The sequence below is a fragment of the Chryseobacterium taklimakanense genome (assembly GCF_900187185.1).
GTDB lineage: Bacteria > Bacteroidota > Bacteroidia > Flavobacteriales > Weeksellaceae > Planobacterium > Planobacterium taklimakanense.
In genome coordinates, this window is record NZ_LT906465.1 from 219,151 (window position 1) to 245,406 (window position 26,256).

Here is a 26,256-nt window from a genome sequence, read left to right on the forward strand (position 1 = left end):
TTATGCCGCCTGCGATGGCTGGTATATCTTTTTTCACCGCCAGAGAATAACTGTCGGCGAAATTAACTTAAACACCAGGCTTTAATTAGCAGGTTAGATTTGGTTCTCTTTTTTAATCTTATAGAATTTTTTGTATGGTAACTCTCAAAATTTCATGATCTTTAACGCATAACCGATTGTAAATCTTATCATTAATGCATAAACTGGAAATGCGGGTTGTAAAATGTTTATTGCGGAATTTTCAATGATTTAGGTTTAAAATATTAATTCAGCAAAATTGTTATCTTTGTGAAAATCTAATGAAATAATGCAGACAACTTATATCGAAACGCAGCAGGTTTCTTTTCAGGATTTTAAGAATTCAGTGCTTGAAGATTACAGGCTTGGAAGGATTTCCCGCGAAATGTCATACCTCGGAAGAAGGGAAGTTCTCACCGGGAAAGCCAAATTCGGGATATTCGGGGATGGTAAGGAACTTCCTCAACTGGCTATGGCAAAGGTTTTCAGGGAAGGGGACTGGCGTTCGGGCTATTACCGCGACCAGACTTTTGCGATGGCTGCAGACGCGCTTACTGTAGAAAGTTTCTTTGCACAGCTTTACGCCGATACGAGCATTGAGCGCGAGCCGGCATCTGCAGGACGACAAATGAACGGGCACTACGCTACACGCAGCCTGAACGAGGACGGGAGCTGGAAAGATTTAACCAAAATAAAAAATATTTCTTCCGATATTTCACCTACAGCCGGACAAATGCCTAGATTACTAGGTTTGGCACTGGCTTCCAAAGTTTTCAAAACTGTAAAATTTGAAGGTTCCGAAAAATTTTCAAATAACGGAAATGAAATAGCTTTTGGAACGATTGGCGATGCTTCCACTGCTGAAGGCCATTTCTGGGAAACTCTGAATGCAGCCTGTGCCCTGCAGGTTCCGATGATTGTTTCAATTTGGGATGACGGCTACGGAATTTCTGTACCCACGCACAATCAGAGAGCAAAAGCAGATATCGCAGAAATGCTTTCCGGATTTCAACGTAAAGAGGGCGAAAACCAGGGTTGCGAAATCATCCAGGTAAAAGCGTGGGATTATCCGGCACTTTTAGATGCTTATGCCCGGGCTGAACATTTTGCCCGAACAGAAAGTATTCCTGTGGTTATTCACGTGATTGAAGTGACGCAGCCGCAGGGACACTCCACTTCCGGGTCGCACGAAAGATATAAAGACGAGCAAAGACTGGCTTGGGAAGGAGAACATGACGGCTTGGTAAAATTCAGGGAATGGATTTTAAATTATTCTGTTGAACTGGAAGGCCGTGAGGAAATTTTAGCAACCGCAGAAGACCTGGATGCCATTGAGGCTGAAGCAAAAAAAACTGTGAAAGAGGGTCAGAAAAAAGCGTGGGACAATTATCAGGCGCCAATTCTTGCGATGAAAAGCGAAGTGTTGAGCTTAGTTGAAAAACTGCAGCAGAATGCGGGTGTCGCCGAAGAAGTTTCCAAATTCAATAAACTGATTTCAGTAGCGAAGCGCGATGTTTTTCATTTGGCAAGAAAAGTTCTGTTGGTAACCCGAGGGACTGATTCTGCGGAAAGAGCGGCACTTCACAATAAATACAACGAATTATTAAAAACCGAAAAAGACAATTATTCATCGCATCTTTATTCACAGTCTCAATGGAAAGCGACTAATGTGCAGGAGGTAAAGCCTGTATATTCTGAAAACTCGCAGGAGGTTGACGGAAGGGTAGTTGTAAGGAATAACTTTGATAAAATCTTCGAAAAATATCCTGAAACTTTAGTTTTTGGTGAAGATGCCGGAAATATCGGTGACGTAAACCAGGGTCTTGAAGGTATGCAGGAAAAATATGGAGAACTGAGGGTTGCCGATACGGGAATCCGTGAAGCGACGATTCTTGGCCAGGGCCTTGGTATGGCAATGCGAGGACTAAGACCAATTGCTGAGATCCAGTATCTTGACTATATTCTTTACTGTCTGCAAGGCATGAGCGACGATTTGGCAACGGTGCAGTATCGTACAAAAGGCGGCCAGAAAGCACCTCTTATCATCAGAACGCGTGGCCACAGGCTCGAGGGAATCTGGCATTCAGGATCCCCGATGGCTGGTATCATCAACCTTTCCAAAGGTATCAATATTTTGGTGCCAAGAAACCTTACGAAGGCAGCAGGATTCTACAACACCATGTTGCAGAGCGACGAGCCTGCACTGATCGTGGAATGCCTTAACGGTTACAGATTGAAAGAAAAACAACCTGATAATTTGGGTGAATTCACTGTTCCGGTTGGTAAGATTGAAGTGACAAAAGAAGGTTCTGATGTAACGCTGGTAACTTATGGTTCAACCTGGAGAATTGTGATGGAAGCAGCAAACGAACTTGAAAAATTTGGAATTTCTGCAGAAGTAATCGATGTGCAGTCATTGATTCCATTCGATTTAACTTCAGAAATTGCCGGGAGTTTAAAGAAAACCAGCCGCCTTGTCGTGATCGACGAGGATGTGGAAGGCGGAACCTCGGCATTTATTCTTCAGCAGATTTTGGAGAAACAGAAAGGCTTCCGGTACCTCGATTCCGATCCCGTAACGATTGCTGCGGAAGATCACCGACCGGCTTACGCGAGCGATGGCGACTACTTCAGCAAGCCATCCGCAGACGATATTTTAGAGAGGGTTTATGGTATGTTCCACGAAAACAATCCCAATAAATTTCCAAAATTATAAATTCCAAAAGCAGATGAAAATCTGCTTTTATTTTTTTTCCTTAAATCTGTAGGATAAATCCTTACTGAGGATCATGTTTTTGTGATCATTGAACATCACAACGGATGAATTGAACTTCTGCTATATGGGTTTATGGCATTTTTTTGAAATTACCTTTTGGCTTATTCTTTGTTTTTAGTTTTTTCAAACCAAATTAAAACATATGAAAACACTTTTGTTGTCGGCCACGGCTGTATTACTAACATCATGCGCAACAGTAAAAATACAGGATTGCCCGGATGAAAAAATCATTAACAAAATGCCGCAGGTAGGCGGGCAGGGTTTACCTTCAGAATATTACATCTACAAAGGGGAACGTAAGGAAATCACAGATTTCGACCAGGAATGGCTGAAGAAAAACTGCCCATCCATCAGGGTTCAGGAGGTATATTAAAAAAAATAAAGCAGAAAAATTTTCTGCTTTTATTTTTTTTAGAAGATGCCCCATTTTCGCTCGGGTGTTTCGATTTTAAGCATGTCGTTTTTCTGAAGATCTTCTACAAACTCATCTTCTGTAGCGAATCTCAGTTCTATTTTTTCAAATGTTGATTTCCTGTGGGAATAGGCTTCCATGAAATCATGGTTGTTTTCAAAGCTCTGAAGATCACTTTTTCGCATCCATGTTACAAACTCCTCATTGCTTTTTGCAAGAGTGCTTTTTTTCCGGTTTACGAGTGTGTATTTCATCCTGGCTTATTTAATTTTATAACAAAACTAAAAATAGTTTTCGAAAGTTTTGTTAACAGGTTTTTAAATTTCATGAAAATGTACAGGTTTATGATGACGCACCAGTGAAAAAATACTTATTTGAGAAATTTATTAAGTTCAGCATTTTACAAGTTTAGTTTTTTTAAATATGAAACAATTCTTGAATTATGATTTCGGCTTCAACAGTTTGAATTCCTGATGAAAAGAAAAATTATAAGGAGGGCAATAAGATATTTTCCGTATTTTTGTCTTTAAATAAAATAGAAAATGAACTACGATATCATTGTTGTCGGGAGTGGTCCCGGAGGTTACGTTACCGCAATCAGAGCTGCACAGCTGGGTTTTAAAACGGCTGTTGTCGAGAAAGAAAATCTTGGCGGAATCTGTTTGAACTGGGGTTGTATTCCTACAAAAGCATTGCTTAAATCTGCTCATGTTTTCAATTATCTGAACCACGCGGAAGATTACGGTTTGAACAAAGTGGAAAACCCGGGTTTTGATTTTTCAAAAGTGATCCAGAGAAGTAGAGGAGTCGCTTCCAAAATGAGTGGCGGAATCCAGTTTCTGATGAAGAAAAACAAGATTGATGTGATCATGGGAACTGCAAAGGTAAAACCGGGAAAGAAAATAGATGTGAAGGATGCTGAAGGAAAATCTACAGAATACTCTGCAAATCACATTATTATCGCAACAGGAGCACGTTCAAGAGAACTTCCAAACCTTCCGCAGGACGGGAAAAAAGTGATCGGTTACAGACAGGCGCTTTCACTTCCTGAACAGCCGAAATCGATGATTGTAGTGGGTTCAGGTGCGATCGGTGTAGAGTTCGCAGATTTTTACAATACGATGGGAACTAAGGTAACCATTGTAGAATTTATGCCAAATATCGTTCCTGTTGAAGACGAGGAAATATCAAAACACCTTGAAAAATCCCTGAAAAAATCAGGAATCGAAATCATGACGAATTCTTCTGTAGAAAGCGTAGATACCAGTGGCGAAGGCGTAAAGGCAAAAGTGAAAACTGCAGGAGGTGAAGTTACTCTTGAAGCTGATATTCTTCTTTCAGCCGTAGGAATCGCTGCAAATATTGAAAACATCGGACTTGAGGAAGTGGGTATCCAGACAGATAAAGGAAGGGTTTTGGTAAATGAATGGTATGAAACTTCTGTTCCCGGATATTATGCGATCGGCGATATCATTCCCACACAGGCATTGGCACACGTTGCGTCTGCTGAAGGAATTACCTGCGTAGAAAAGATCAAGGGAATCCACACAGAGAAAATCGATTACGGAAATATCCCGGGCTGTACTTACTGTCATCCGGAGATCGCATCTGTTGGCCTTACAGAAAAGCAGGCAAAAGAAAAAGGTTACGACATCAAAGTTGGTAAATTCCCGCTTTCAGCATCAGGAAAGGCAACTGCAAACGGTAATACCGATGGTTTTATCAAAGTAATTTTCGATGCCAAATATGGCGAATGGTTAGGCTGCCACATGATTGGTGAAGGCGTAACCGACATGGTGGCGGAAGCTGTAGTGGCGAGAAAACTGGAAACAACCGGTCACGAAATCATCAAATCAATACACCCGCACCCAACGGTTTCTGAAGCGATTATGGAAGCTGTTGCCGCGGCTTACGGCGAGGTGATTCATATTTAATAAAAACCTAAATACAATCTTAAGACCACAGATTTTCTGTGGTTTTTTGTTATTTAATTCATAACTTTCAAAAAAAAATTGATATGAAGAATAATTTTATTTTGGCATCAGTCTTTTTGCTGGGTATTACTGTCTCTGCACAGACAAAAGAGGTCCTGATGGTGCCTAATGAAAACCTGATTACAGAAAATATTTTACCAATTCCCAAAAGCATTTCGGAAGGGTTTAAAAAATATTCTGAAAGCCGCTCGGCGGTTCTATCAGCAGTACACCCCGTAGATAATTCAATCATTATTTCGACCAGGTTTGCTTCGGTAAATCAGCTTCATAAAGTAGCCCATCCATTGGGAGCGCGTAAACAGATTACTTTCTTCGACGAACCGGTTTCCAGCGCCAGTTTTGAACCTACAAAAGGTCATTACCTCATCTATTCCAAAGATATTGGTGGAAACGAATTTGGGCAACTTTTTAAACTGGATCTGAAAACCATGACTTCCACGATGCTCACTGATGGCGGGCGCTCACAAAACGGTGGTGTGCGGTGGTTGGTAGATGGTTCAGGATTTTATTATTCTTCCACAAAGAGAAACGGCGGCGACCGTGATATTTATTTCATGAATCCTGATAAGCCTCAGAATTCAAAAATGATTCTTCAGGTAAAAGGCGGCGGTTGGGGGCTGACTGACGTTTCGGATGATAACAAAAATCTGATAGTGCAGGAGTATATTTCAGCTAATGAATCGCATCTTTACTTATATGATCTCGAAAGTCAAAAGCTTTCAAATATTACCGACAGAAATCAGAAATCTGTAGTTCAGTCCGCAGCAAAATTCAGTAAGAATAAAGATGTGATCTATTTCCTTACAGACCGTGACAACGAGTTTATCCGTTTGGCAACCATGGATTTGAAGTCTAAAAAGATAGATTATATCACTTCTGCGATTAAATGGAATGTTGAAAACTTTACCCTTTCTAAAGATAAAAGCAAAATTGCGTTTGTGACCAATGAAGAGGGCATCAACCAGCTTTATATTCTGGATACGGACAATAATAATTACAGCAAAGTTCCCGGACTTGAAAATGGTTTGATCAGTTCTGCTGAATTCGCAAATAATAATAAAAGACTTTTCTTCTCTAAAAGTTCAGACGATTCTTCACTTGATGTTTACGATTTTAACCTTAATTCAAAAAAAATTACGAGGTGGACTGAAAGTGAGCTTGGCGAAATGCAGAAAGAGGATATGTCTTCACCAAACCTCATTTCGTGGACGAGTTTTGATAATCAGAAAATCACCGGATTCTACTATCCGGCTTCTAAAAAATTTACAGGTAAACGTCCTGTAATCATCAATATTCACGGTGGGCCAGAAGGTCAGTCTATGGCATCGTTTTTAGGAGCAAACAATTATTATACGAATGAAATGGGAATAGCGTTGATCTTCCCAAATGTCAGAGGGTCTTCAGGATTTGGTAAATCCTTTCTTGCCAGTGACAACGGATTTAACCGTATGAATTCTGTGAAGGATATAGGTGCACTTCTGGACTGGATTGCCAAACAACAGGAACTCGACAAAGACAGAATTCTCATTACCGGCGGAAGCTACGGCGGATTTATGACGCTTGCCACCGCCTATGAGTATGCTGATAAAATTCGTGCATCAGTGGATATTGTAGGGATTTCTGATTTTAATACGTTCCTGAAAAACACCGAAGAATACCGGCGCGATCTGAGAAGAGCCGAATACGGTGATGAACGTGATCCGAAGATGAGTGAATTCTTCACAAAAATTGCCCCAATGAACAATACGGACAAAATTAAAAAACCAATGTTTATCATCCAGGGTACCAATGATCCCAGAGTTCCGGTTACAGAAGCCGTTCAGATGAAAGAGAAACTGAAAGCACAGGGCAATGTGATCTGGTATCTGGAAGCGAAAAATGAAGGTCATGGTTTCCGTAAAAAAGAGAATATTGATTTTCAGAGAGCCGCAACGATTCGTTTTATTCAGGAATATTTATTGAAATAAACTGAAGTTGCCAAACCAAACCACAGAATTTTGCTGTGGTTTTTTTATGTCCTATGATGCAAATACCTTTTAATTGTTAAGATAAAAATCTTTGCATTAAATTTGAATAATGAAGAAAAGCAAAGTAGGACTGGTACTTTCAGGAGGTGGAACGAAAGGTGTTGCACACGCCGGAGTTCTGAAATTTTTGGCAGAAAAAAGTATTGAAGCCGATGTTTTGGCCTGCTGCAGCGCCGGTTCTATTGTTGGCTGTCTTTACGCTGCCGGCAAATCTCCCGGGGAGATCCTGAGCTTTTTCAAATCGGTTTATTTTTTCAACTGGCGGCATTTTACTTTCAATCAGCCGGGTTTGGTCTCGTCGAAGATCTTCCGGAATTATCTGAAGCCTGTTTTTGAAGATATGACGATTGGCGATCTGAAAAAAGATGTGCGCATCGTAGCCACTGAACTGGTTTCAGGCACGCAGAAAATTTTCGACAAAGATTTTAATGTCATTGATGCCATCATCGCATCCTGCTCCATTCCAGGCGTTACCACACCTTATATTGTTGGAAAAGAACTTTACAGCGACGGCGGCGTGCTGAATAATTTCCCGGCAGACATCATTCAGCAGGAGTGTGATAAGATGATTGGCGTTTTCGTGTCACCACCACAGGATATCGAACTTTCTAACCTTAATTCGATTAAAGCCGTTGTTTCACGTTCTTATGATTTGCTCTCGTTCCGTAATGAACTTCATAAATTTTCATATTGCGACTGGTTTATTACCTCAAAGAAACTTTCGCACTACGGAACTTTTGAGAGAAAAGCCGAGCGGCTCGAGGAGATTTTTGCAATCGGTTATCAGGCCGCGAAGCAATCTTTCGATGAGGTTATTTTTTAAAATTAACCACTTTTTCGCCGCATATTTTGCAGTAATTGGCATCATCATCAATATCATCGTTACCGCACCTGTTGCAGACCTTTTCAAGATTTTGTCGCTTGTTTCTCATTTCTGCGGTCACAATTCCTGTTGGTACAGCGATGATGGAGTAACCGGCAAGCATTAATATAATAGAAAAGAATTTTCCCAGTGGCGTAGACGGTGATACGTCGCCATAACCGACCGTAGTTACCGTAACCACAGCCCAGTAAATACTTTGCGGAATGCTTTCAAAACCTTCCTTATGACCTTCAACCATGTACATTATTGAACCTACGATCACAGAAAAAATGATCAAAAACAGCAGGAATATATATATCTTCCGCGAAGAGTTTTTCAAGGCCCGAACGATCAGGTAGCCGTCATTCATAAAATCCATCAGATTCAGGATTCTGAAAATCCTCAGCATCCTCAGCATTCTGATGATGAGGAAAAACTTGGTAAAAGGAAAAAATAAACTAAGGTAAAACGGAATGATCGCTAACAGGTCTATAATCCCAAAAAAACTGAAAATATAGTCTTTTTTATTGCGGATCGTGATAATTCTCAGCGCATATTCAATAGTGAAAACAACTGAAATCAGAATTTCAAGTGCGATGAAAAATTTATGAAACCTTAAGTCCAGCGAAGGTATGCTCTCCAGCATTACAATAAAAGTGCTGATGAAAATAAGGATCAGGAGGCAGATGTCGAAGAGTTTTCCCAGCGGCGTATCCGCTCTGTAAATGATTCGGAAGAGCTGGCGTTTCCATTTTTTGCGCTCCGGAATATAGTCGTGTTCCTTTTCTATAGTTTGGTGTTCTTGCATTCGGCAGAATTTTAGAAATTTATTCCTAATTTCGCTACAAACATAATAAAATGAAGTTAAACGAGGTAATTCTTGAACTCGAACAACGGTTTGAAATTCCCCAGGCAGAAGATTTTGACAATGTGGGGTTACTCTGCGGAAATCCGGATCGGGACATCACCGGAATTCTGGTGTGTCATGATGCTCTGGAAAGCGTCGTTGATGAGGCTGTTGCTAAAAATCATAATCTCATCGTGTGCTTCCATCCCATTATTTTTTCCGGGTTAAAATCTTTGACGGGTAAAAATTATGTGGAGAGGGCGGTTCTGAAAGCTATTGAAAACAAAATCGCGATTTATGCCGTTCACACCAGTTTTGACAATGATTATTTTGGTGTGAATTACAGAATATGTGAAGAACTTGGCCTGAAAAATCAGCAAATACTGATGCCGAAAAAAGACAACCTGAAACAGTTGGTAGTCTACGTTCCAAAAGACTTTTCCGAGAAAGTAGAAACAGCCCTCTTTGCAGTTGGTGCAGGAAATGTGGGCTTTTACGATGAATGCAGTTTTACAGTTTCCGGAAGCGGAACCTTTCGGCCGTTGCCTGGGTCGGATCTGTTCCAGGGTGAGGAATGTATTCGGGAATATGCCGAAGAGGAAATGCTTTACTTCATCTTTGAAAAATACAAGCAGCGAAACATCATCAACGCGATGAAAGCTGCACATCCGTACGAAGAAGTGGCTTACCAGATTTACAGTTTGAACAATGAAAATCAGTATTCAGGACTTGGAAGGTTCGGTGATTTTGAAAAAGAAATGGATGAGCCTGAATTTTTGGCCCTGGTTAAAGAAAAATTCAATTTGAAAGTCATCAGGCATTCACCACTCAACGGAAAACCTGTAAAAAGGGTAGGCGTACTTGGCGGAAGTGGCGCGGGCGGAATTAAGGCAGCCATTTCCAAAAAATGTGATGCTTATCTTACCGGTGATATCAAGTACCACGATTTTTTCCTCTCAGAAAGCAATATGCTCATTTGCGATATCGGGCATTACGAATCCGAACAGTTTGTGGTTCAACAATTATTTGAGATTTTGTCGGAAAAATTTCCTAAATTTGCAATCTCAAAAACAGAGGAAAATACTAACCCTGTAAATTATTTTTTATAAAAATATGGCTAAAAAGACCACCGAAATTTCAGTTGAAGAAAAATTAAGAGCGCTTTACGACCTTCAAATTATCGACTCCAGATTAGATGAAATCCGTAACACCAGAGGTGAATTGCCGATTGAAGTGGAAGATTTGGAAATAGAAATCGAAGGCCTGCAAACAAGAGCCGAAAAATACGAGACTGAAGTTAAAGAGCAAAATACCGAGATCGGAATAAAAAACGAGGTGATCAACCACGCTAATTCGCTGATTGAAAAATATAAAGCACAGCAAGACAACGTAAGAAACAATAAGGAATTTGAATCTTTGGCTAAAGAGATTGAGTATCAGGAACTTGAAATTCAGCTGGCCGAGAAGAGAATTAAGGAGCATAACGCTAAGATCGGACAGAAAAACGAAACTTTAGAGGAGCTGAAATCTAAAATCGAAGACCTGCAAAGCCACCTGAAATTCAAGAAGGAAGAATTGGATGGTTTGATCGCAGAAACCCAGAAAGAAGAAGAATATCTGGTATCAAAATCAGAAGAATTTGCTGCAAAGATTGATGAAAGACTTCTGAAATCTTACCAAAGAATCCGTGAAAACTCTGCAAACGGACTTGCAGTTGTAGGTTTGGAAAGAGGAGCGCCAAAAGGTTCATTCTTCATGGTTCCGCCGCAAAAGCAGATGGAAATTGCCCAGAGAAAGAAAATTATTATCGATGAGCACTCCGGTAAAATCCTTGTTGACGACGATTTAGTAAACGAGGAAACTGAAAAAATGAAAGATGTGATTAAATTCTAATCAATCACAAATCATACAAAAACCGCAGAGCGATCTGCGGTTTTTTTTTGTATAATTTTTTTTATGGTAATTATTTCCTGTCAATACATCAGAATCTGCATACAGTTTTATATACCCTATTTTTTAATAATTCTCCTGTTAATATGTCCTCGTAATTTAGATTTTTATCTGCTTGTATCAGGCCGCTTAACTTTCTGCGTGAAATCTGCTTTATCGTTCCTTTTGTTTTACTGATGGATGCATCTTAAAGTTACGTGTCATTTTAAATTATAAAAAAAGCCGCAGTTCACTGCGGCGATTTTTAAGCATTATGCCCCGTACATCTTATTGTAAAGGGCGATATATTTTTCTTTTATAGCTTTACGCTTCAGCTTTAATGTTGGCGTAAGCAAACCGTCTTCGATGCTCCAGACTTCCGGAGTAAGTTCAATTTTTTTGATCTGTTCCCAGCCGCCAAGTTTGGTGTTCAGATAATCGATATCTTTTTCAATTCTCGCTTTCAGTTCAGGATTTTTTGCTATTTCAGCAGGGGTGTCACCGATTTTTATATTTTTGCGCTCTGCCCAGGATTTAGCAAAATTAAAGTCCGGTTGTACAAGGGCTGTCGGCATCTTCTCGCCTTCACCAACGACCATAATCTGCTCAATAAATTTTGAAGCTTTAGCCATATTTTCAATCATCTGTGGCGCTACATATTTGCCTCCAGACGTTTTGAACATTTCCTTTTTGCGGTCGGTGATGTGCAGAAAACCTTCTTGATCAATATGCCCGATATCACCTGTCTTAAAGAATCCGTCTTCGGTAAAGGCCTCCCTGGTGAGTTCCTCATTTTTAAAATAACCTTTAAAAATACTCGGCCCTTTTACCGTAATTTCTCCGTCGGCTTCTATTTTTACATCAAGATTTTCCAGAGGATGGCCCACCGTACCTACTTTCATCCTGTCTTTTGAGTTTACAGAAATTACCGGCGAAGTTTCTGTAAGCCCGTAACCTTCAAGAATTGGAATTCCGGCGTTTTGAAATAAGTTATTAAGCCGCGGCGAAAGGGCTGCCGAACCGGATACTAAAGTGATGATGTTTCCGCCCAAACCTTCACGCCATTTGCTGAAAACCAGCTTGTCTGCAATAATTTCCTTAAGCCCGGACGGTTTTCCGATTTTCTTTTTTGCCTCGTTTACGCCAAGTGCCCAAAGAAAAATTTTAGATTTCAGGCCTCCCGCAGAAGTTCCTTTATCATATATTTTATCATAAACCTTTTCAATTAATCTAGGTACCACCGACATAATGTGCGGCTGCACTTCCTTGATGTTCTCGCCCATTTTATCGATGCTTTCTGCAAAGTAAATAGAGTATCCGTTAGATTGGTAAAGGTAAAACAGCATCCGCTCGAAAATATGGCAGATCGGCAGGAAACTAAGGACTTTTATATCCTTGTTATCCAGTCCCTTTACCCGGGGAATTCTGCTGTCAGACGCTAAAACATTGGAAACGATGTTGGTATGCGACAACATGACGCCTTTAGGTTTCCCGGTAGTTCCTGATGTGTAAATAATCGTCGCCAGATCTTCCGGGTTGATTGTTTTTGAAATATCTTCAACTTCAGTTTGGGTGGATTCGTCCTCACCAAGATCCATCACTTCCTTCCAGCTGGCAGCACCATCGATATTGTCAAAAGTAAAAATTCCCTGTAAACTCGGTACATTTTCCTTGATTGCGTTTACTTTTTCAAGCAAAGCTCTGTCCGAAAGAAAACAATATTTTACTTCAGCATTATTAAAGATATAATTATAATCTTCCGGAGAAATCGTAGGATATACGGGAACGCTAACGGCCCCTATCTGCAGGATTCCTAAATCCATAACTGCCCATTCGGTACGCGTTGAGCTGGTAATTAGGGCAATTTTATCGCCGGGCTTTATGCCGAGTTTCAGTAATCCCCGGGAGATTTTGTTACCAAGATTAATAAACTCTTTCGTGGAAGTTTTTTTCCACTCGCCATGATATTTGGTTACAAACATCGAGTCATTTGGAAATTTCTCCATTGCCTGATGTGCAATATCAAACAGTCTTCGTATAGACATAATTCGTTATGGTTTAATGTTAATTAAAAATTAATGAAAGGATAATTGTAAAAATATAATTTTTTATCGATTCTCCAAAATTCAATATGTTTTTAGGATTTGAGCTGAAAATCGTAAATTTACGGCAAACAACTTTTAAAAATTATGAACTTTAATTTATCTGAAGAACACTTAATGATTCAGCAGGCTGCACGAGATTTTGCACAGAATGAATTGCTGCCCGGAGTAATAGAAAGAGACCGCGACCAGAAGTTTCCGCACGAACAGGTGAAGAAAATGGGAGAAATGGGATTTCTTGGTATGATGGTGGATCCGAAATACGGCGGAGCGGGCATGGACAGTGTTTCCTACGTCTTAGCCATGGAAGAAATTGCAAAAGTAGATGCTTCCGCTGCGGTGGTAATGTCTGTGAACAATTCACTGGTTTGCGCGGGTATTGAAAAATTTGCCAGCGAAGAGCAGAAACAGAAATATTTAGTGCCTTTGGCAAGTGGCGAAGTAATCGGGGCATTTGCGCTTTCTGAGCCGGAAGCTGGTTCTGATGCCACTTCACAGAAAACAACAGCTGTAGATATGGGCGACCATTACCTGCTGAACGGTACCAAAAACTGGATTACTAATGGTGGCAACGCAACGTATTACGTGGTAATCGCCCAAACTGATCCCGAGAAAAAGCATAAAGGAATCAACGCATTTATTGTAGAAAGAGGCTGGGAAGGTTTTGAAATAGGGCCAAAAGAAGACAAACTGGGAATCAGGGGAAGTGACACACACTCTTTGCTCTTCACCGACGTTAAAGTTCCAAAGGAGAACAGAATTGGCGCTGACGGTTTCGGGTTCAACTTTGCAATGGCAGTTTTGAACGGTGGCAGAATCGGTATCGCATCACAGGCTTTGGGAATTGCTTCCGGAGCTTACGAGCTGGCTTTGAAATATGCTAAAGAAAGAAAGGCTTTCGGTACAGAAATTATTAACCACCAGGCAATTGCGTTCAAACTTGCAGATATGGCCACACAAATTACGGCGGCAAGAATGCTTTGTTTAAAGGCAGCTGTAGAAAAAGATGAAGGAAAAGACATCTCCGAAAGCGGCGCTATGGCAAAACTTTATTCATCACAGGTTGCGATGGATACTACGGTTGAAGCGGTACAGATCCATGGTGGTTATGGTTATGTGAAAGAATATCACGTAGAACGTATGATGCGGGATGCGAAAATCACGCAGATTTACGAGGGAACATCAGAAATTCAGAAAATCGTAATTTCTCGTTCAATCGCTAAGAAATAATTCTACGCTATGTTTAAGGTCTGAATTCGCTGTTTTCTGAATTTAAACCTTTGAATTTTAAATTAGAACCTAAAAAAATACAGCTATGAAATACCTTTGGATGATTTTACTCGCCGTTTTCCTTATACTGGGCGGATTTATTTGGTTTAAATATTACTACGTTTTCGGTGAAGGTGTGAAGTCCGGGCATTTGAATTATGCGGTTTATAAAGGAAATGTCTTTAAAACCTATGAAGGAAAACTTATACAGGAAGGTTTCGGCAGAAATTCCAAAAGCGGACAGTTTACCACCTACGAATTTGAATTTTCTGTAGAAGATCCGGAGGTTTTTAAGCAGCTGGAAATGAACAGTGGCAAATATTTTGACCTTCACTACAAGGAATACAAAGGTACGCTTCCCTGGCGCGGTAATACGGTTTATATCGTCGATAAGATCGTCAATATGAGATAAAGAAGAAAAAATCCTTCCCAGGCGGAAGGATTTTTTTTACGGTTTCGGTTTGTACTTCGCGTACGGATCGTCAGGGTTTTCTGGTGATTCCGGTTTTGAGATAGGGGTCGGTTCGGTATAACTATGCTCAGCTTTCTCGCGGTATATTTTCTGTTCTTCGAGTTTTGCTTCTACCAGAGCCTCGTCTTTTTTACGCTGATTCCGACGGTAAAAATAGTACACGATTCCACCGATCAATAACAGTGGCCAGAACGGAAGCAGAAACAGTAATACATTTTTCAAGCCGTCGAAACCTTTCATGAAGGCGTCTGATGATTTGTCTTTGTAGGTTTCACTGTTGCTTGAGTCAGAATTTGTAATTGTTTCGTTTGATGAAAACTGACTTCTCTCAGTAAAAGTAATTTCTAGGTCGCACATCTGTTCCGGACTGTAATCTGTTCCGTCGGTTTCAACATTTTTAGTCTTCAGGGTTCCCATACGCTGGGCGATTTTTTGCGTGGCTTCATCGAAGTATTTATATGGCACTTTCGCGGTAATTCTCTGCTTTCGGATGCCCTGTTCTTCGCCCATACTTTCACTTACGATTTCTCCGCCATATTTATAAAGTTCAGTCGCCAGTGTACTTCTGGTGCCCTCGATGTTATCCACCGCTATGGTCATAGTTGCCGTTTTCGTTATTGGATTTGTGGCAACAGGTTCCTGCTGAGAAGGAACTGCCGGGCTTTCATAATCCGGAGTTTGTTTCTCAACCTGCACTTGCGGCTCTGCCGGTTTTGTCTGCTGCTGAGTATTCCTTGCAGATTTTGAAACCTTTTCCAGAGTTTTTGAGATTGTCGTCAATGCATCGACAGGATTTTTGCTGTTTTTAAGAGATTCCCGGGCAGAATCAACGGTCTTAATTACGTCGGCGCTCCTGTTGATCTTTTCAGTGGTGCTTTTGATTACGGCATTTACAGAATCAATGCTTTTAGCGCTGTTTCTGATTACTTCTTCTACACTCTTTTTCTGCTTTTCAATTTCTGGAACTATAACTTTATTGAATTGAGCAGAGTCTTTTACAATCGCCGAAATTGAATCCAGTGTCTTAAAGCCATCTTTTGCAGTTTTAAACAGGCTGTCGGCCTGCTTTATGGTGTCTGTGGTTTGTTTCATTTCTGTTTGGGAGCAGGAAACCATAGCCACTGCAACCGCAAAAGGAAACCAGATATTCTTCATTTGATATTTTTTGTCTTAACGGAATTGATGATGCAATTTATATTCCTAAAAATAGATTATAAGGTTAAGTGTTAATCAAAGTGGTTGTATACCAATATCTTGTAAATCATTTTACAGGCATTTCACAAAAAAAAATCTGCAAGTGGATTGCAGACTTTGATTTAAAAATTTTGATTTCCGTTATTCATTATGAAATTCACTGATGAAATGCAGCTTCACGTTGGGAAATTTCTCCTGTGTCATGTGAATGGTAAATGATGAATCTGCTAAAAAGACCAGCTGGTTATATTTGTCCCGTGCCAGAAATCTCTGTTTTAAGCGCGCAAATTCCTTAAACTCTTCAGATCTTTCATCGGCTTCTACCCAGCAGGCTTTATGAATGGAAAGCGGTTCATAGGTGCACTTTGCACCGTATTCGTGCTCCAGGCGGTATTGGATGACTTCATACTGAAGCGCGCCCACGGTTCCGATGATTTTTCTGCCGTTCATTTCCAGAGTAAACAGCTGGGCAACACCTTCATCCATCAGCTGATCGATGCCTTTCGCAAGCTGTTTTGCTTTCAGAGGATCATCATTATTGATATATCTGAAATGCTCCGGCGAGAAGCTCGGAATTCCTTTGAAACTCAGTTTTTCACCCGCGGTCAAAGTATCGCCGATCCTGAAATTTCCTGTGTCGTGCAAGCCAACGATGTCGCCCGGGAAACTTTCGTCAATAACTTCTTTTTTATCAGCAAAAAAGGCGTTTGGGGCAGCGAATTTCATTTTTTTTCCTTCACGTACAAGCAGGTAATTTTCATTTCTTTTAAAAGTTCCGGAAACTATTTTCACGAAGGCAAGACGGTCGCGGTGTTTTGGGTCCATATTCGCATGGATTTTAAAGACAAATCCTGTAAAATTCTTCTCTTCCGGCTTCACAAGTCGCAGGTCAGATTCCTTTGGCTGCGGCATCGGAGCAATTTCAATAAAGGCATCCAGCAGTTCGCGCACGCCGAAATTGTTTAAAGCCGAACCAAAGAATACCGGCTGCAGATTACCGTTCATATAATCTTCACGGTTGAATTCCGGGTAAACGGATTCTACCAGTTCCAGTTCGTCACGCAGGGTAGAAGCGGCTTTGGCGCCGATCAGTTCATCCACTTTCGGATCGTTGATGTCTTTGATATTGATGGATTCGCCAACCTTTTGTTTCTTTTCTTCCAGGAAAAATTCAATATTCTTCTCCCAGATATTATAAATCCCCTGAAAGTCGCTTCCCATACCGATGGGCAATGAAAGCGGTGTCACCGTAAGGCCAAGTTTCTGTTCCACTTCGTCGAGCAGATCAAAGGCGTCTTTCCCTTCCCGGTCGAGCTTATTGATGAACACCAGCATCGGGATATTCCGCATTCTGCAGACCTGAACAAGTTTTTCCGTCTGTTCCTCAACGCCTTTTGCCACGTCGATCACGACGATTACAGAATCTACAGCCGTTAAGGTCCTGTATGTATCTTCAGCGAAATCCTTGTGGCCCGGAGTATCCAGAATGTTGATTTTATGGCCTTTATATTCAAATGCTAAAACCGAAGTTGCTACGGAAATTCCTCTCTGGCGCTCAATTTCCATAAAGTCGGAGGTTGCTCCTTTTTTAATTTTGTTGGATTTCACCGCACCCGCCTCCTGAATCGCCCCTCCGAAAAGGAGAAGTTTTTCGGTAAGCGTGGTTTTACCGGCATCGGGGTGGGAGATGATTCCGAAGGTTTTACGTTTTTGTATTTCTTTGATTAAATCTGACATATTGAATTTTCTGGCTGCAAAAATCGGTATTTTTATTATAAACCACAAAAGTGACCAACGAAAGTGGTGAGTTTGTTAATGACCGTTTGAAAATAATCAAAATTTTAGCTTAATATTTCAACTTCGCCTTCAGTGTTCTGACTTCTAACTTCTAACTTCTAACCTCCAGTCTTCATCTTCCAGTCTTCAAACAATTATTATATTTGTGTAAAATAAACATTTGATGAATTCAAAATTTCCCAAGTATATTTTCGACTGGAAAGGTTTTTTGGCGCTGTTTGCAGGAGCGATAGTTCCTGCGACGGCAGTTTCTTTTATCAATGTCGTTGCTATGATGTTTTTGAAAGAGAATTTCCAGTACGAAGATTTTTATTTAATGCTTCTGAATGCGGTGATGTGGGTTGGTGCCATCCTGGGTTTTGATTTGCTGGTATGCCGTCCCCAGACGGGAAAAAAACTGAATTTTAATTTTTCGACTAAAAATGTCAGTACGTATTTCTTCATTTTCCCTCTAATGCTGGGCATGATGTTCATCGCTGAATTTATCACAGGAAAAATACCGGTAAAAGGGCCGTTTTTCGGGCCGATGTACGAATGGTTTTCGAAAATGATGGAGCAAATGACCAATGATTTCTCGGTGATGTTCATTATGGCGGTAGTAATGGCGCCCATTTTTGAGGAAATCGTATTTCGTGGAATTTTGCAGAAAGGACTGATTAACAAAGGCTGGAAACCCGCGAAAGCGATTTGGGTTTCTGCGGCTGTTTTTGGCCTGGTTCATGGCAATCCGTGGCAGTTTGTAGGGGCAGTTTTGCTCGGATATGTGCTGGGACTGGTTTATCACCGTACGAAATCGCTGTTGATGCCAATTTTGCTGCACGCCTTTAATAACGGAATTTCCACAATTCTTTTATTTTATGGCAAGACAGAAAGTTTTTCAGATTTCTTCGGGATTCCGGATTATTCGATTTTAATAATCGGAATTGTTTTATTTGCATTTTTTTATTATTTATTTACCCAAAAATACGAGATTGCTCACGCGGAGTAATTTCAATAATATTTATGATTAAAGAAATCTTAGTTGCCACGCACAACATTCATAAAAAAGAAGAAATTCAGCAGATTTTAGATCCTGATTTTCTTGTTAAAAGCCTTACCGATTACGGCATTCAAGACGAAATTGTGGAAGACGGCACAACTTTCCACGAAAATGCGCTGATCAAAGCAGAATTCTGTTTCAGAAGAACCGGAATTCCAAGTTTGGGCGACGATTCGGGATTGGTGGTGGATGCTTTGGACGGGCGGCCGGGCATACACTCTGCACGTTACGCTTCCGATCACGATTTCCCAACCAATATCGCCAAAGTTCTGGAAGAGATGGAAGGAATAGAAAACCGGAAAGCTCATTTCATCACCGTACTTTGCTACTTTACCGAAGAAGGTGCGCAATATTTTGAAGGAACTGTAGACGGCACTTTGCTCCAAGAAAATAAAGGCCATAAGGGCTTTGGTTACGATCCGATTTTTGTTCCTGAAGGTTTCGAAAAGACTTTTGCTGAAATGCCGGCTGAAGAAAAAAACCAGATCAGCCACCGGAAAAGAGCGCTGGAAAAATTCCTGGTAGGTTATTAGTCGCGCTTTTATTATTTTTACATAGTAATTTTTATTTCTTTGGGTACTTACTTAACCATCCTCGGCTTTAATTCCGCAATTCCAACCATTAATTCTGCGCCTACAGCACAGTTTTTGGAGATGGAGGAACGCCATTTCCTTATCGATTGCGGAGAAGGAACGCAGGTGCAGCTGCGGAAAGCCAAAGCGCGGTTTTCAAAAATTAACCATATTTTTATATCCCATCTTCACGGGGACCACTGTTTCGGTTTGCCGGGACTTATCGCTTCTTTCAGGCTTTTGGGCAGGGAAACGCCGCTGCATATTTACGGTCCAAAGGGAATTAAGGAAATGCTGGAAACCGTTTTCAGGCTCACAGAAACGCATAAAGGTTTTGAGGTAGTTTACCACGAACTCGATAAAAATTATTCCGAGAAAATTTTTGAAGATAATAGGGTAGAAGTCTTTACAATCCCGCTCGATCACAGGATTTACTGCAACGGCTACCTCTTCCGCGAAAAACCAAAAGAGCGCCACCTCAATATGCAGGAAATCTCAAAATACCCCGAAATCGAAACCTGTGATTATCATAATCTAAAGCTGGGAAAAGATTTTGTGTTGAGTGACGGCTACATCCTTAAAAATGAAGTCTTAACCAAAGAGCCTGCAAAATCTGTTTCTTACGCTTTTTGCAGCGATACGCGCTATTTTGAAAGTATCGTTCCTGTAATTGAAAATGTGGATGTTCTTTACCACGAGGCAACTTTTCTTCATGATTTAAAAGAAATGGCCGATTACACGGGACATACCACTGCTCTGGAAGCTGCCAGGATTGCGAGAAAAGCAAATGTTGGGAAGTTGATACTGGGACATTTTTCAAACCGTTACGGTGATCTGTCGGTATTTACCAATGAGGCGCGGGAAATTTTCCCCAATACATTTCTGCCGAAACAGCTCGAGCCGGTAAAAATTGGATGATTTCCAGCAAATACGGACATATTTCTGGCGGATGACACGTATTTTTCTGTTGTTATAAAACGGTCAAGAGGCGGTAAAGTTTCGTTATAGATCTGCATTCAAACTAAAACTTTGTTAAACCTTGCGTTTATAAATTTCTTTTAAAATGAAATTTCAGGAATTAAAAACTTTTCTTGACGAGAAAGCCGATCAATACAATCATCCTGATTTTATTGAGAGTGATCCCATACAGATTCCGCACCGTTTTTCTTTGAAACAGGATATTGAAATTTCGGGATTTTTAACCGCTACAATTTCCTGGGGAAACAGAAAAGCAATCATTAAGTCCGCAGAAAAAATGTTGGATTATATGGGCAATTCACCGTACGATTTTGTTCTGAATTTTTCTGAAAGTGATTTGAAACCTATCGAAGGGAAACCTTTGCACAGAACTTTTAACGGGGAAGATTTTGCACAGTTTATCAGGAATTTAAGCCGTATTTATCGTGAATATAACAGTCTGGAAAATCTTTTTTTGATCAGAGAGAGTGAATCCAGTTACTATCACAGTCTGGAAAGGTTCCGTACTTCTTTTTTAGGTGAAAAAAGGCACCGCAGCCATAAGCACGTTTCGTCCACATATAAAAATTCTTCCGCAAAAAGGCTGATGATGTTTCTGCGCTGGATGACACGACGAGACAACAAAAAAGTTGATTTTGGGATTTGGGATCAGCTCCCACAAAAATATTTATCAATCCCGCTGGATGTTCACACCGGAAATATTTCCAGGAAACTCAATCTTATTACAAGAAAACAAAACGACTGGAAAGCCGTAGAAGAACTGGATCTAATCCTGAGAAAAATGGATTCGGAAGATCCCGCCAAATACGATTTCGCACTTTTTGGTCTTGGAGTAGCACGCGAATTTTAATAATTTTGCCAAAAAATAAAGCAATGGGCAAAAGGCGGAAAAATCTACAGGCGCTGGAGAAAACTGCAGAAAATATTACCTCGTGGGTAGGTTCCATCCCGTCGCTGATCGTGCACACCGTTTTTTTCGTCATTGCCTTTATGTTGCCGGTTTTCGGGATTTTAGAGTTTGATCAGATGTTGCTGATCCTGACGACGATTCTTTCCCTGGAGGCCATCTACCTTTCAATTTTTATTCAGCTTTCCGTAAACCGCAGTCAGGAGCACATTGAGGACCTTATTGACGATGTTTCTGAAATTCAGGAAGATATCGAGGATATCCAGGTGGATATCGAAGAAATTAGTGACGATATCGAAGACATTCAGGAAGATATTGAAGAAATCAACGAGGACGAAGATGAAGATGAAGACCACAGCGAACGCGCAAGAACGGTAATGCTGAAAAGCAAAGTGGCTCTCAACAAAACCGAAATCAATTCCCTGAAAAATAAAATTGCAGAAATGCAGGCTTTAATCCTGGAACTTCAGAAAGAAGATGACGAAATTGAAGATGAGTTGGGTGCCAGCGAAGAAAATTACTAAATGTGAAGCATCATTTTCGCAATCGAGAAATAAATAAGAACTCCTAAAATATCGTTGGAAGTCGTGATAAAAGGACCTGTCGCAATCGCCGGGTCTATTTTATTTTTGTCTAGAATTATCGGAACTATGGTACCAATCACAGCCGCAACCAAAATTACCGCAAGAAGTGAAATTGAAATCGTCATCGAAATCGTGAAATCCTGGTGATTGACCAGTAAATTGAAAGCAAAAATAATCAGTGAAAGAATCATCCCCGAAGCTGCTGAAACGCTGATTTCTTTTGCTAAAGTTCTGAAAGTGTCTTTACCCAAAGTATTATTGGCCAAACCCTGTACGATGATTGCCGAAGCCTGAACTCCGATATTTCCGGCAGTTGCTGCAATCAGCGGTACAAAAAACATCAGGGCAGGTACATTTTGTAAAGCACTTTCGTTACCCTGTAAAACGCGCGAACCAATCAGGCCGCCGACCATCCCGATGAACAGCCACGGCAGGCGCGCCTTGGTCATATTGAAGATATTGTCGGTATTGTCAATATCACTCGAGATACCCGATGCCAACTGATAATCTTTTTCGGTTTCCTCCTTTACAAAATCCATCACGTCGTCGATGGTAATTCTGCCGACCAGTTTTCCCAAAGAATCAATTACAGGAACTTCAAAAAGGTCATATTTCTGCATTTGCCGTGCAACTTCGTCAGCTTCTTCAGAATCTTTTACGGAACGTACTTTTGAATTAAAAACATCAGATACCCTGGTTGAAGAAGAGGTGGTCAACAGTTTTTTCAGGCTTAAAGTTCCCAGGAGCTTATCGCTGTTATCCACCACGTAGATGGAGTAAACTTCCTCCATTTCCTCGGCCTGTTTGCGCATCTCTTTTACCGCAGAAATTATGGAAAGGTCCTGATTGACTTTCACAAGCTCCGTCGCCATCAAACCCCCGGCAGTATCTTCGTCATAACGGAGAAGGTCGACGATGTTCTGTGCGTGTTCTACGTCATCAAGGTGCTGGATGATTTCATCCTGTTTATGTTCCGGAAGTTCGGCGATAATATCGGCAGCATCATCAGAATCAATCTCATTGATGATTTCATCGGCAATTTCCTTGGAAGAAAGGGTGCTGAGGAATTTTTTACGTTTGTCTTCATCAATTTCCAGGAGCATTTCCGCAGATTGCTCATTGGTCATCAGATCATAGAGAAACGTCTGCCCGTCGGTATCTAAACTTTCGAAAAACTCAGCAATATCCACAGCTTCCATTTCCGCAATCATGGCAGAAACTTCGCTCACGTTACGGTCCAGTACCGCGTTCTTCAGCTTTTCGTGGATTTGTAATGCTTCTTCAGTCAAAATTTAATGCTTTGTTTTTGTGGGAAATTCTCAGTTTTGCAAAATTACGCTTTAAAATAGAAAATCCCAATCTTTAAGCGATCAGGAAATATTAATATTTAGAAACTTTGCAGATTTAAGAAACGGAATTTTTCCAGACATTCGTCAGCGAAATGAAATCTTCCACCGAAAGTTCTTCCGCACGTTTGTCCATAAACCCGTGGGTTTTCAGGTTTTCAGGAATATTCAGGATTTTGAGAGCGTTACTGAGTTTTTTTCTTCTTTGGTTAAAACCTGCTTTTACAATTTGTTTAAACAGAATTTCATTGCCTTCAAGTCCGTTTTTGGGATTTCTGATTAAGCGGATTACTCCGGATTTCACTTTTGGCGGGGGATTGAAGACATTTTCATGAACGGTGAAAAGGTATTTCACATCATAATAAGTCTGAATTAAAACCGACAGAATTCCGTAATCTTTTGTGCGGGGAACGGCTGCCGTGCGCTCGGCGACTTCCTTTTGGAACATCCCGACCATTTCCGGAATCTGCTCAAAATGATCAACAATTTTGAATAAAATCTGCGAAGAAATATTGTACGGAAAATTACCGATTATGGCTAAAGGTTCTTTCTTTAAATAAGAAAAATCCGTTTTCAGAAAATCTCCAACAAAAGCTTCATTGTCAATTTGATTGTAGTTTTCTTTCAGATAATCGATCGATTCCGTATCGATTTCCGCGAGGTAAAGCTGCACATCTTTTTCCAGAAGATACTTGGTAAGGACTCCAGTTCCGGGGCCAACCTCCAACACTTTGCTGTAACCCTCAAACGAGAGGCCGTCCACAATTTTTTTCGCAATATTTTCGTCGGTTAGAAAGTGCTGTCCTAGATGTTTTTTTGCTTTTACGCTCATTAATTATCTGTTGAAATTTTAATTAGGAAAGGTACACAATTTACCTTTCGGGCATCAGGCATTTAAGGTTTTTTAACAAGTTTTTCCTCGCTATATTCAGCAAATTTCGGAAGTTTTTTTCTATTTTAGCCGAAAATTTTTATTTGATGGCTAAAACTGTTGATGATTTTAACAAGAGAAGGCTGCGTTCCAGCAATATTACCGTTGTAATTTCTATCGCATTAGTTTTGTTTTTGTTGGGATTGATGGGGCTTATACTTATCAATGCCCAGAAATATTCGGATTATATCAAGGAGCAGCTGGTGGTAAACGCCTATTTTGATGAAAATTTTGAGGTAAAAGATTCTGCTAAAATTGTTGCGATGGAGCAGCAGGCCTTCCAGAAAATCCAGACTTTGGCGCCCGTGAAACGTGCGACCTACATCACCCGGGAGATGGCAACTGCCGAAGCCAAAAAAAGCATGGGAATTGACAGCGACGCTCTTTTCGACGAACATATTTTTCCTTCCTCGGTGGAAGTAGCTCTGAAACCGGAGTTTGTAGATCCTGCCAAGATCGAAGGCGCCATAAAGCAGTTAGAGGCAGTTCCTGGAATCGTGGATGTAAAAAATAATTCCTCCTTGATGGTGGATGTTTACAATAACCTAAACAGAATTCTAAAATGGATTTTAGGTTTTTCTTTGCTGTTTTTGGTGCTTGCAGTCGTATTAATCAACAACTCAATCAGGCTTAAAATATTCTCCAAACGTTTCATTATCAAAACCATGCAGTTGGTAGGGGCGAGGAGGAGGTTTATTCTGAAACCTTTCATCGTTGAAGCGGTGGTTCTCGGGCTGATCGGTTCGGTGCTTGGTCTTTTGGCATTGTTTGGTGTCTGGTATTATTTCACCCGGGAAATCGGTCAGGAATTCATTCAAAACGACCCACAATATCTGTGGCTCATCCTGCTGGTTTTTGGTGTGGGAATTTTAATTACAGTCCTCAGTACAATTTTTGCAACGTGGAGATTCCTTAGAACCAATATCGACGATTTATACTATAACTAATGGCGAAAAATAAACTGAAAAAATTCTCTGCGGACCAGTTCGGCAATGATGATGTGAAAGTTGGGGACACCAGTAATTCACAATTTTATTTCGGGAAGGAAAACTACAAATGGATGCTGATCGGTTTAGGTTTAATAGCCGCGGGCTTCCTGCTTATGCTCGGTCCTGATGCCAATACCGTAAACGGAAAATATGATCCCAACCAGTGGAATGACGGTATTTTCTCGGTTGTTAGGGTCAGAATTGCGCCACTTCTCGTTGTTGCAGGGTTCGCAGTAGAGGCTTACGCTATTTTAAAAAGAAATAAATAATCAAAAAACTTTATGCTTGTCACACGGATGTGGCGAAAGCTTTTATAAGATATGGATTTAATCAAGGCAATCATCATCGCCATCGTGGAAGGATTAACAGAATACCTGCCTGTATCATCCACTGCTCACATGATTTTCACCAGTTCAATCTTTGGAATTCAGGAAGATGAATTTGTGAAGATGTTTCAGGTTTCCATTCAGTTTGGGGCCATTTTGGCGGTTGTTTTTCTCTACTGGAAGAAGTTTTTCGATTTTAAAAACATCAATTTCTACCTTAAGTTGGCGGTAGCAGTTCTCCCTGCTCTGGTTTTGGGAAAACTGTTTGATGATAAAATTGAAGCCGTCCTCGGCGACCCTGTTCCTATTGCAGTAGTCCTGATTCTCGGGGGTGTGGTGCTTTTATTTATCGATAAAATTTTCAAGGTTCATACCATTGATGATGAAAAGGAAATTACGTTCAAAAAAGCTATTACCATCGGTTTTTGGCAGTGTTTGGCAATGATGCCCGGAACCAGCAGAAGCGCCGCTTCCATTATTGGAGGTATGCAGCAGAAACTCACCAGAAAAGCTGCTGCAGAATTTTCGTTTTTCCTCGCTGTCCCTACGATGCTTGCGGTAACGGTTTATTCAATTTTCCTGAAAGACTGGAACCACAACGGGGTGCAGCAAAAGGGTTATGAAATGCTGATGCAGGGAAATAACCTGATGCTGTTTCTCGTGGGAAATATCGTGGCGTTCGTCGTAGCTGTAATCGCGATTAAATTTTTTATCGGTGTACTCACAAAGTATGGTTTCAAACCTTGGGGTTGGTACAGAATCGTCGTTGGAATCGCGCTGTTGATCTATTTTACACAGTTTAAATAATATTTGGGCAGCTTTTTCCGCCTTCCGTTCCCAATCTTTTGTTCGTCCTGCGTCCTCACAAAAGGATTTCCACTCAAG

24 protein-coding genes are annotated in these 26,256 nt (G+C 40.7%); 17 read left to right on the plus strand and 7 right to left on the minus strand.

All coding sequences use genetic code 11. From position 1 onward, the window contains the following. Positions 1-307 precede the first annotated feature (307 nt). Both CKV81_RS01035 and CKV81_RS01040 read left to right on the plus strand, forming a co-directional pair. Positions 308-2,734, plus strand: a complete 2,427-nt coding sequence (locus CKV81_RS01035) for an alpha-ketoacid dehydrogenase subunit alpha/beta (protein WP_095069541.1) — start codon at positions 308-310, stop codon at positions 2,732-2,734. Positions 2,735-2,936: 202 nt separating this feature from the next. Then, positions 2,937-3,167 (plus strand): hypothetical protein, encoded by a 231-nt coding sequence (locus CKV81_RS01040; protein WP_095069546.1) that lies wholly within the window; start codon positions 2,937-2,939, stop codon positions 3,165-3,167. Positions 3,168-3,205: 38 nt separating this feature from the next. Here CKV81_RS01040 and CKV81_RS01045 read toward each other — a convergent pair whose 3' ends face one another. Further along, a complete protein-coding gene (locus CKV81_RS01045) occupies positions 3,206-3,460 on the minus strand; it encodes a hypothetical protein (protein WP_095069549.1) in 255 nt (84 codons plus the stop codon). A gap of 288 nt (positions 3,461-3,748) precedes the next feature. Here CKV81_RS01045 and lpdA point away from each other — a divergent pair, with 288 nt between their 5' ends. From lpdA to CKV81_RS01060, 3 genes are all read left to right on the plus strand, one after another. Further along, entirely contained in the window at positions 3,749-5,140 is a 1,392-nt protein-coding gene (gene lpdA, locus CKV81_RS01050; protein ID WP_095069551.1) for a dihydrolipoyl dehydrogenase, read from the plus strand. Between the two features lie 83 nt (positions 5,141-5,223). Then, the gene (locus CKV81_RS01055; RefSeq protein WP_095069555.1) at positions 5,224-7,167 is read left to right on the plus strand and encodes a S9 family peptidase; all 1,944 of its coding nucleotides are present in this window, start codon (positions 5,224-5,226) and stop codon (positions 7,165-7,167) included. Positions 7,168-7,276: 109 nt separating this feature from the next. Beyond that, the gene (locus tag CKV81_RS01060) at positions 7,277-8,050 is read left to right on the plus strand and encodes a patatin-like phospholipase family protein (RefSeq protein WP_095069558.1); all 774 of its coding nucleotides are present in this window, start codon (positions 7,277-7,279) and stop codon (positions 8,048-8,050) included. On the opposite strand, the gene CKV81_RS01065 is transcribed toward CKV81_RS01060, so the two are convergent. Continuing rightward, positions 8,040-8,897: an ion transporter gene (locus CKV81_RS01065; protein ID WP_095069561.1), complete on the minus strand. Its 858-nt coding sequence runs from the start codon at positions 8,895-8,897 to the stop codon at positions 8,040-8,042. The genes CKV81_RS01060 and CKV81_RS01065 overlap by 11 nt on opposite strands. A gap of 50 nt (positions 8,898-8,947) precedes the next feature. Between CKV81_RS01065 and CKV81_RS01070 the strand changes: the two genes are divergently transcribed. Continuing rightward, complete coding sequence (locus CKV81_RS01070; RefSeq protein WP_095069562.1) at positions 8,948-10,045, plus strand: Nif3-like dinuclear metal center hexameric protein; 1,098 nt, start codon at positions 8,948-8,950, stop codon at positions 10,043-10,045. A 4-nt stretch (positions 10,046-10,049) separates the two neighbouring features. Continuing rightward, positions 10,050-10,829 carry a zinc ribbon domain-containing protein gene (locus CKV81_RS01075; protein WP_095069564.1) on the plus strand — a complete coding sequence of 260 codons (780 nt, stop codon included), beginning with the start codon at positions 10,050-10,052 and terminating at the stop codon, positions 10,827-10,829. 308 nt (positions 10,830-11,137) lie between these two features. Here the strand turns inward: CKV81_RS01075 and CKV81_RS01080 are convergent, their stop codons facing one another. After that, positions 11,138-12,910 (minus strand): AMP-dependent synthetase/ligase, encoded by a 1,773-nt coding sequence (locus CKV81_RS01080; protein WP_095069566.1) that lies wholly within the window; start codon positions 12,908-12,910, stop codon positions 11,138-11,140. 144 nt (positions 12,911-13,054) lie between these two features. Between CKV81_RS01080 and CKV81_RS01085 the strand changes: the two genes are divergently transcribed. Both CKV81_RS01085 and CKV81_RS01090 read left to right on the plus strand, forming a co-directional pair. Continuing rightward, positions 13,055-14,197, plus strand: a complete 1,143-nt coding sequence (locus tag CKV81_RS01085) for an acyl-CoA dehydrogenase (protein WP_095069568.1) — start codon at positions 13,055-13,057, stop codon at positions 14,195-14,197. An 85-nt stretch (positions 14,198-14,282) separates the two neighbouring features. Beyond that, a complete protein-coding gene (locus CKV81_RS01090) occupies positions 14,283-14,648 on the plus strand; it encodes a hypothetical protein (protein ID WP_095069570.1) in 366 nt (121 codons plus the stop codon). Between the two features lie 36 nt (positions 14,649-14,684). On the opposite strand, the gene CKV81_RS01095 is transcribed toward CKV81_RS01090, so the two are convergent. After that, positions 14,685-15,863, minus strand: coding sequence for a DUF4349 domain-containing protein (locus CKV81_RS01095; protein ID WP_095069572.1), 1,179 nt, complete (start codon positions 15,861-15,863; stop codon positions 14,685-14,687). Between the two features lie 180 nt (positions 15,864-16,043). Further along, the gene (locus CKV81_RS01100; RefSeq protein ID WP_095069574.1) at positions 16,044-17,639 is read right to left on the minus strand and encodes a peptide chain release factor 3; all 1,596 of its coding nucleotides are present in this window, start codon (positions 17,637-17,639) and stop codon (positions 16,044-16,046) included. Between the two features lie 223 nt (positions 17,640-17,862). On the opposite strand from CKV81_RS01100, the gene CKV81_RS01105 reads away from it, so the two are divergent. The 5 genes from CKV81_RS01105 (at position 17,863) to CKV81_RS01125 (ending at position 21,719) form a co-directional block, all read left to right on the plus strand. Then, positions 17,863-18,687 carry a CPBP family intramembrane glutamic endopeptidase gene (locus CKV81_RS01105; protein ID WP_095069576.1) on the plus strand — a complete coding sequence of 275 codons (825 nt, stop codon included), beginning with the start codon at positions 17,863-17,865 and terminating at the stop codon, positions 18,685-18,687. A gap of 14 nt (positions 18,688-18,701) precedes the next feature. Beyond that, entirely contained in the window at positions 18,702-19,271 is a 570-nt protein-coding gene (gene rdgB, locus CKV81_RS01110; RefSeq protein ID WP_095069578.1) for an RdgB/HAM1 family non-canonical purine NTP pyrophosphatase, read from the plus strand. A gap of 39 nt (positions 19,272-19,310) precedes the next feature. Further along, positions 19,311-20,228 carry a ribonuclease Z gene (locus CKV81_RS01115; RefSeq protein ID WP_095069580.1) on the plus strand — a complete coding sequence of 306 codons (918 nt, stop codon included), beginning with the start codon at positions 19,311-19,313 and terminating at the stop codon, positions 20,226-20,228. Positions 20,229-20,373: 145 nt separating this feature from the next. Next, positions 20,374-21,138: a TIGR02757 family protein gene (locus CKV81_RS01120; protein WP_095069582.1), complete on the plus strand. Its 765-nt coding sequence runs from the start codon at positions 20,374-20,376 to the stop codon at positions 21,136-21,138. A 23-nt stretch (positions 21,139-21,161) separates the two neighbouring features. After that, positions 21,162-21,719 carry a DUF1003 domain-containing protein gene (locus tag CKV81_RS01125; RefSeq protein ID WP_095069584.1) on the plus strand — a complete coding sequence of 186 codons (558 nt, stop codon included), beginning with the start codon at positions 21,162-21,164 and terminating at the stop codon, positions 21,717-21,719. On the opposite strand, the gene mgtE is transcribed toward CKV81_RS01125, so the two are convergent. Together mgtE and rsmA are read right to left on the minus strand one after the other, a co-directional pair. After that, a complete protein-coding gene (gene mgtE, locus CKV81_RS01130) occupies positions 21,716-23,068 on the minus strand; it encodes a magnesium transporter (RefSeq protein ID WP_258454423.1) in 1,353 nt (450 codons plus the stop codon). The two genes, CKV81_RS01125 and mgtE, sit on opposite strands and share 4 nt — an antisense overlap. Before the next feature lie 115 nt (positions 23,069-23,183). Next, positions 23,184-23,957 (minus strand): 16S rRNA (adenine(1518)-N(6)/adenine(1519)-N(6))-dimethyltransferase RsmA, encoded by a 774-nt coding sequence (gene rsmA / locus CKV81_RS01135; RefSeq protein ID WP_095069586.1) that lies wholly within the window; start codon positions 23,955-23,957, stop codon positions 23,184-23,186. A 146-nt stretch (positions 23,958-24,103) separates the two neighbouring features. On the opposite strand from rsmA, the gene CKV81_RS01140 reads away from it, so the two are divergent. Genes CKV81_RS01140 through CKV81_RS01150 form a run of 3 tightly spaced genes read left to right on the plus strand, consistent with a single transcriptional unit; the run spans position 24,104 to position 26,178 of the window. Further along, positions 24,104-25,003, plus strand: coding sequence for a cell division protein FtsX (locus CKV81_RS01140; protein WP_095069588.1), 900 nt, complete (start codon positions 24,104-24,106; stop codon positions 25,001-25,003). Further along, positions 25,003-25,314, plus strand: a complete 312-nt coding sequence (locus CKV81_RS01145) for a DUF3098 domain-containing protein (RefSeq protein ID WP_095069590.1) — start codon at positions 25,003-25,005, stop codon at positions 25,312-25,314. Before CKV81_RS01140 ends, CKV81_RS01145 begins: the two co-directional genes overlap by 1 nt. 51 nt (positions 25,315-25,365) lie before the next feature. Next, positions 25,366-26,178, plus strand: a complete 813-nt coding sequence (locus CKV81_RS01150; protein ID WP_095069592.1) for an undecaprenyl-diphosphate phosphatase — start codon at positions 25,366-25,368, stop codon at positions 26,176-26,178. The last annotated feature ends 78 nt before the right edge of the window (positions 26,179-26,256 follow it).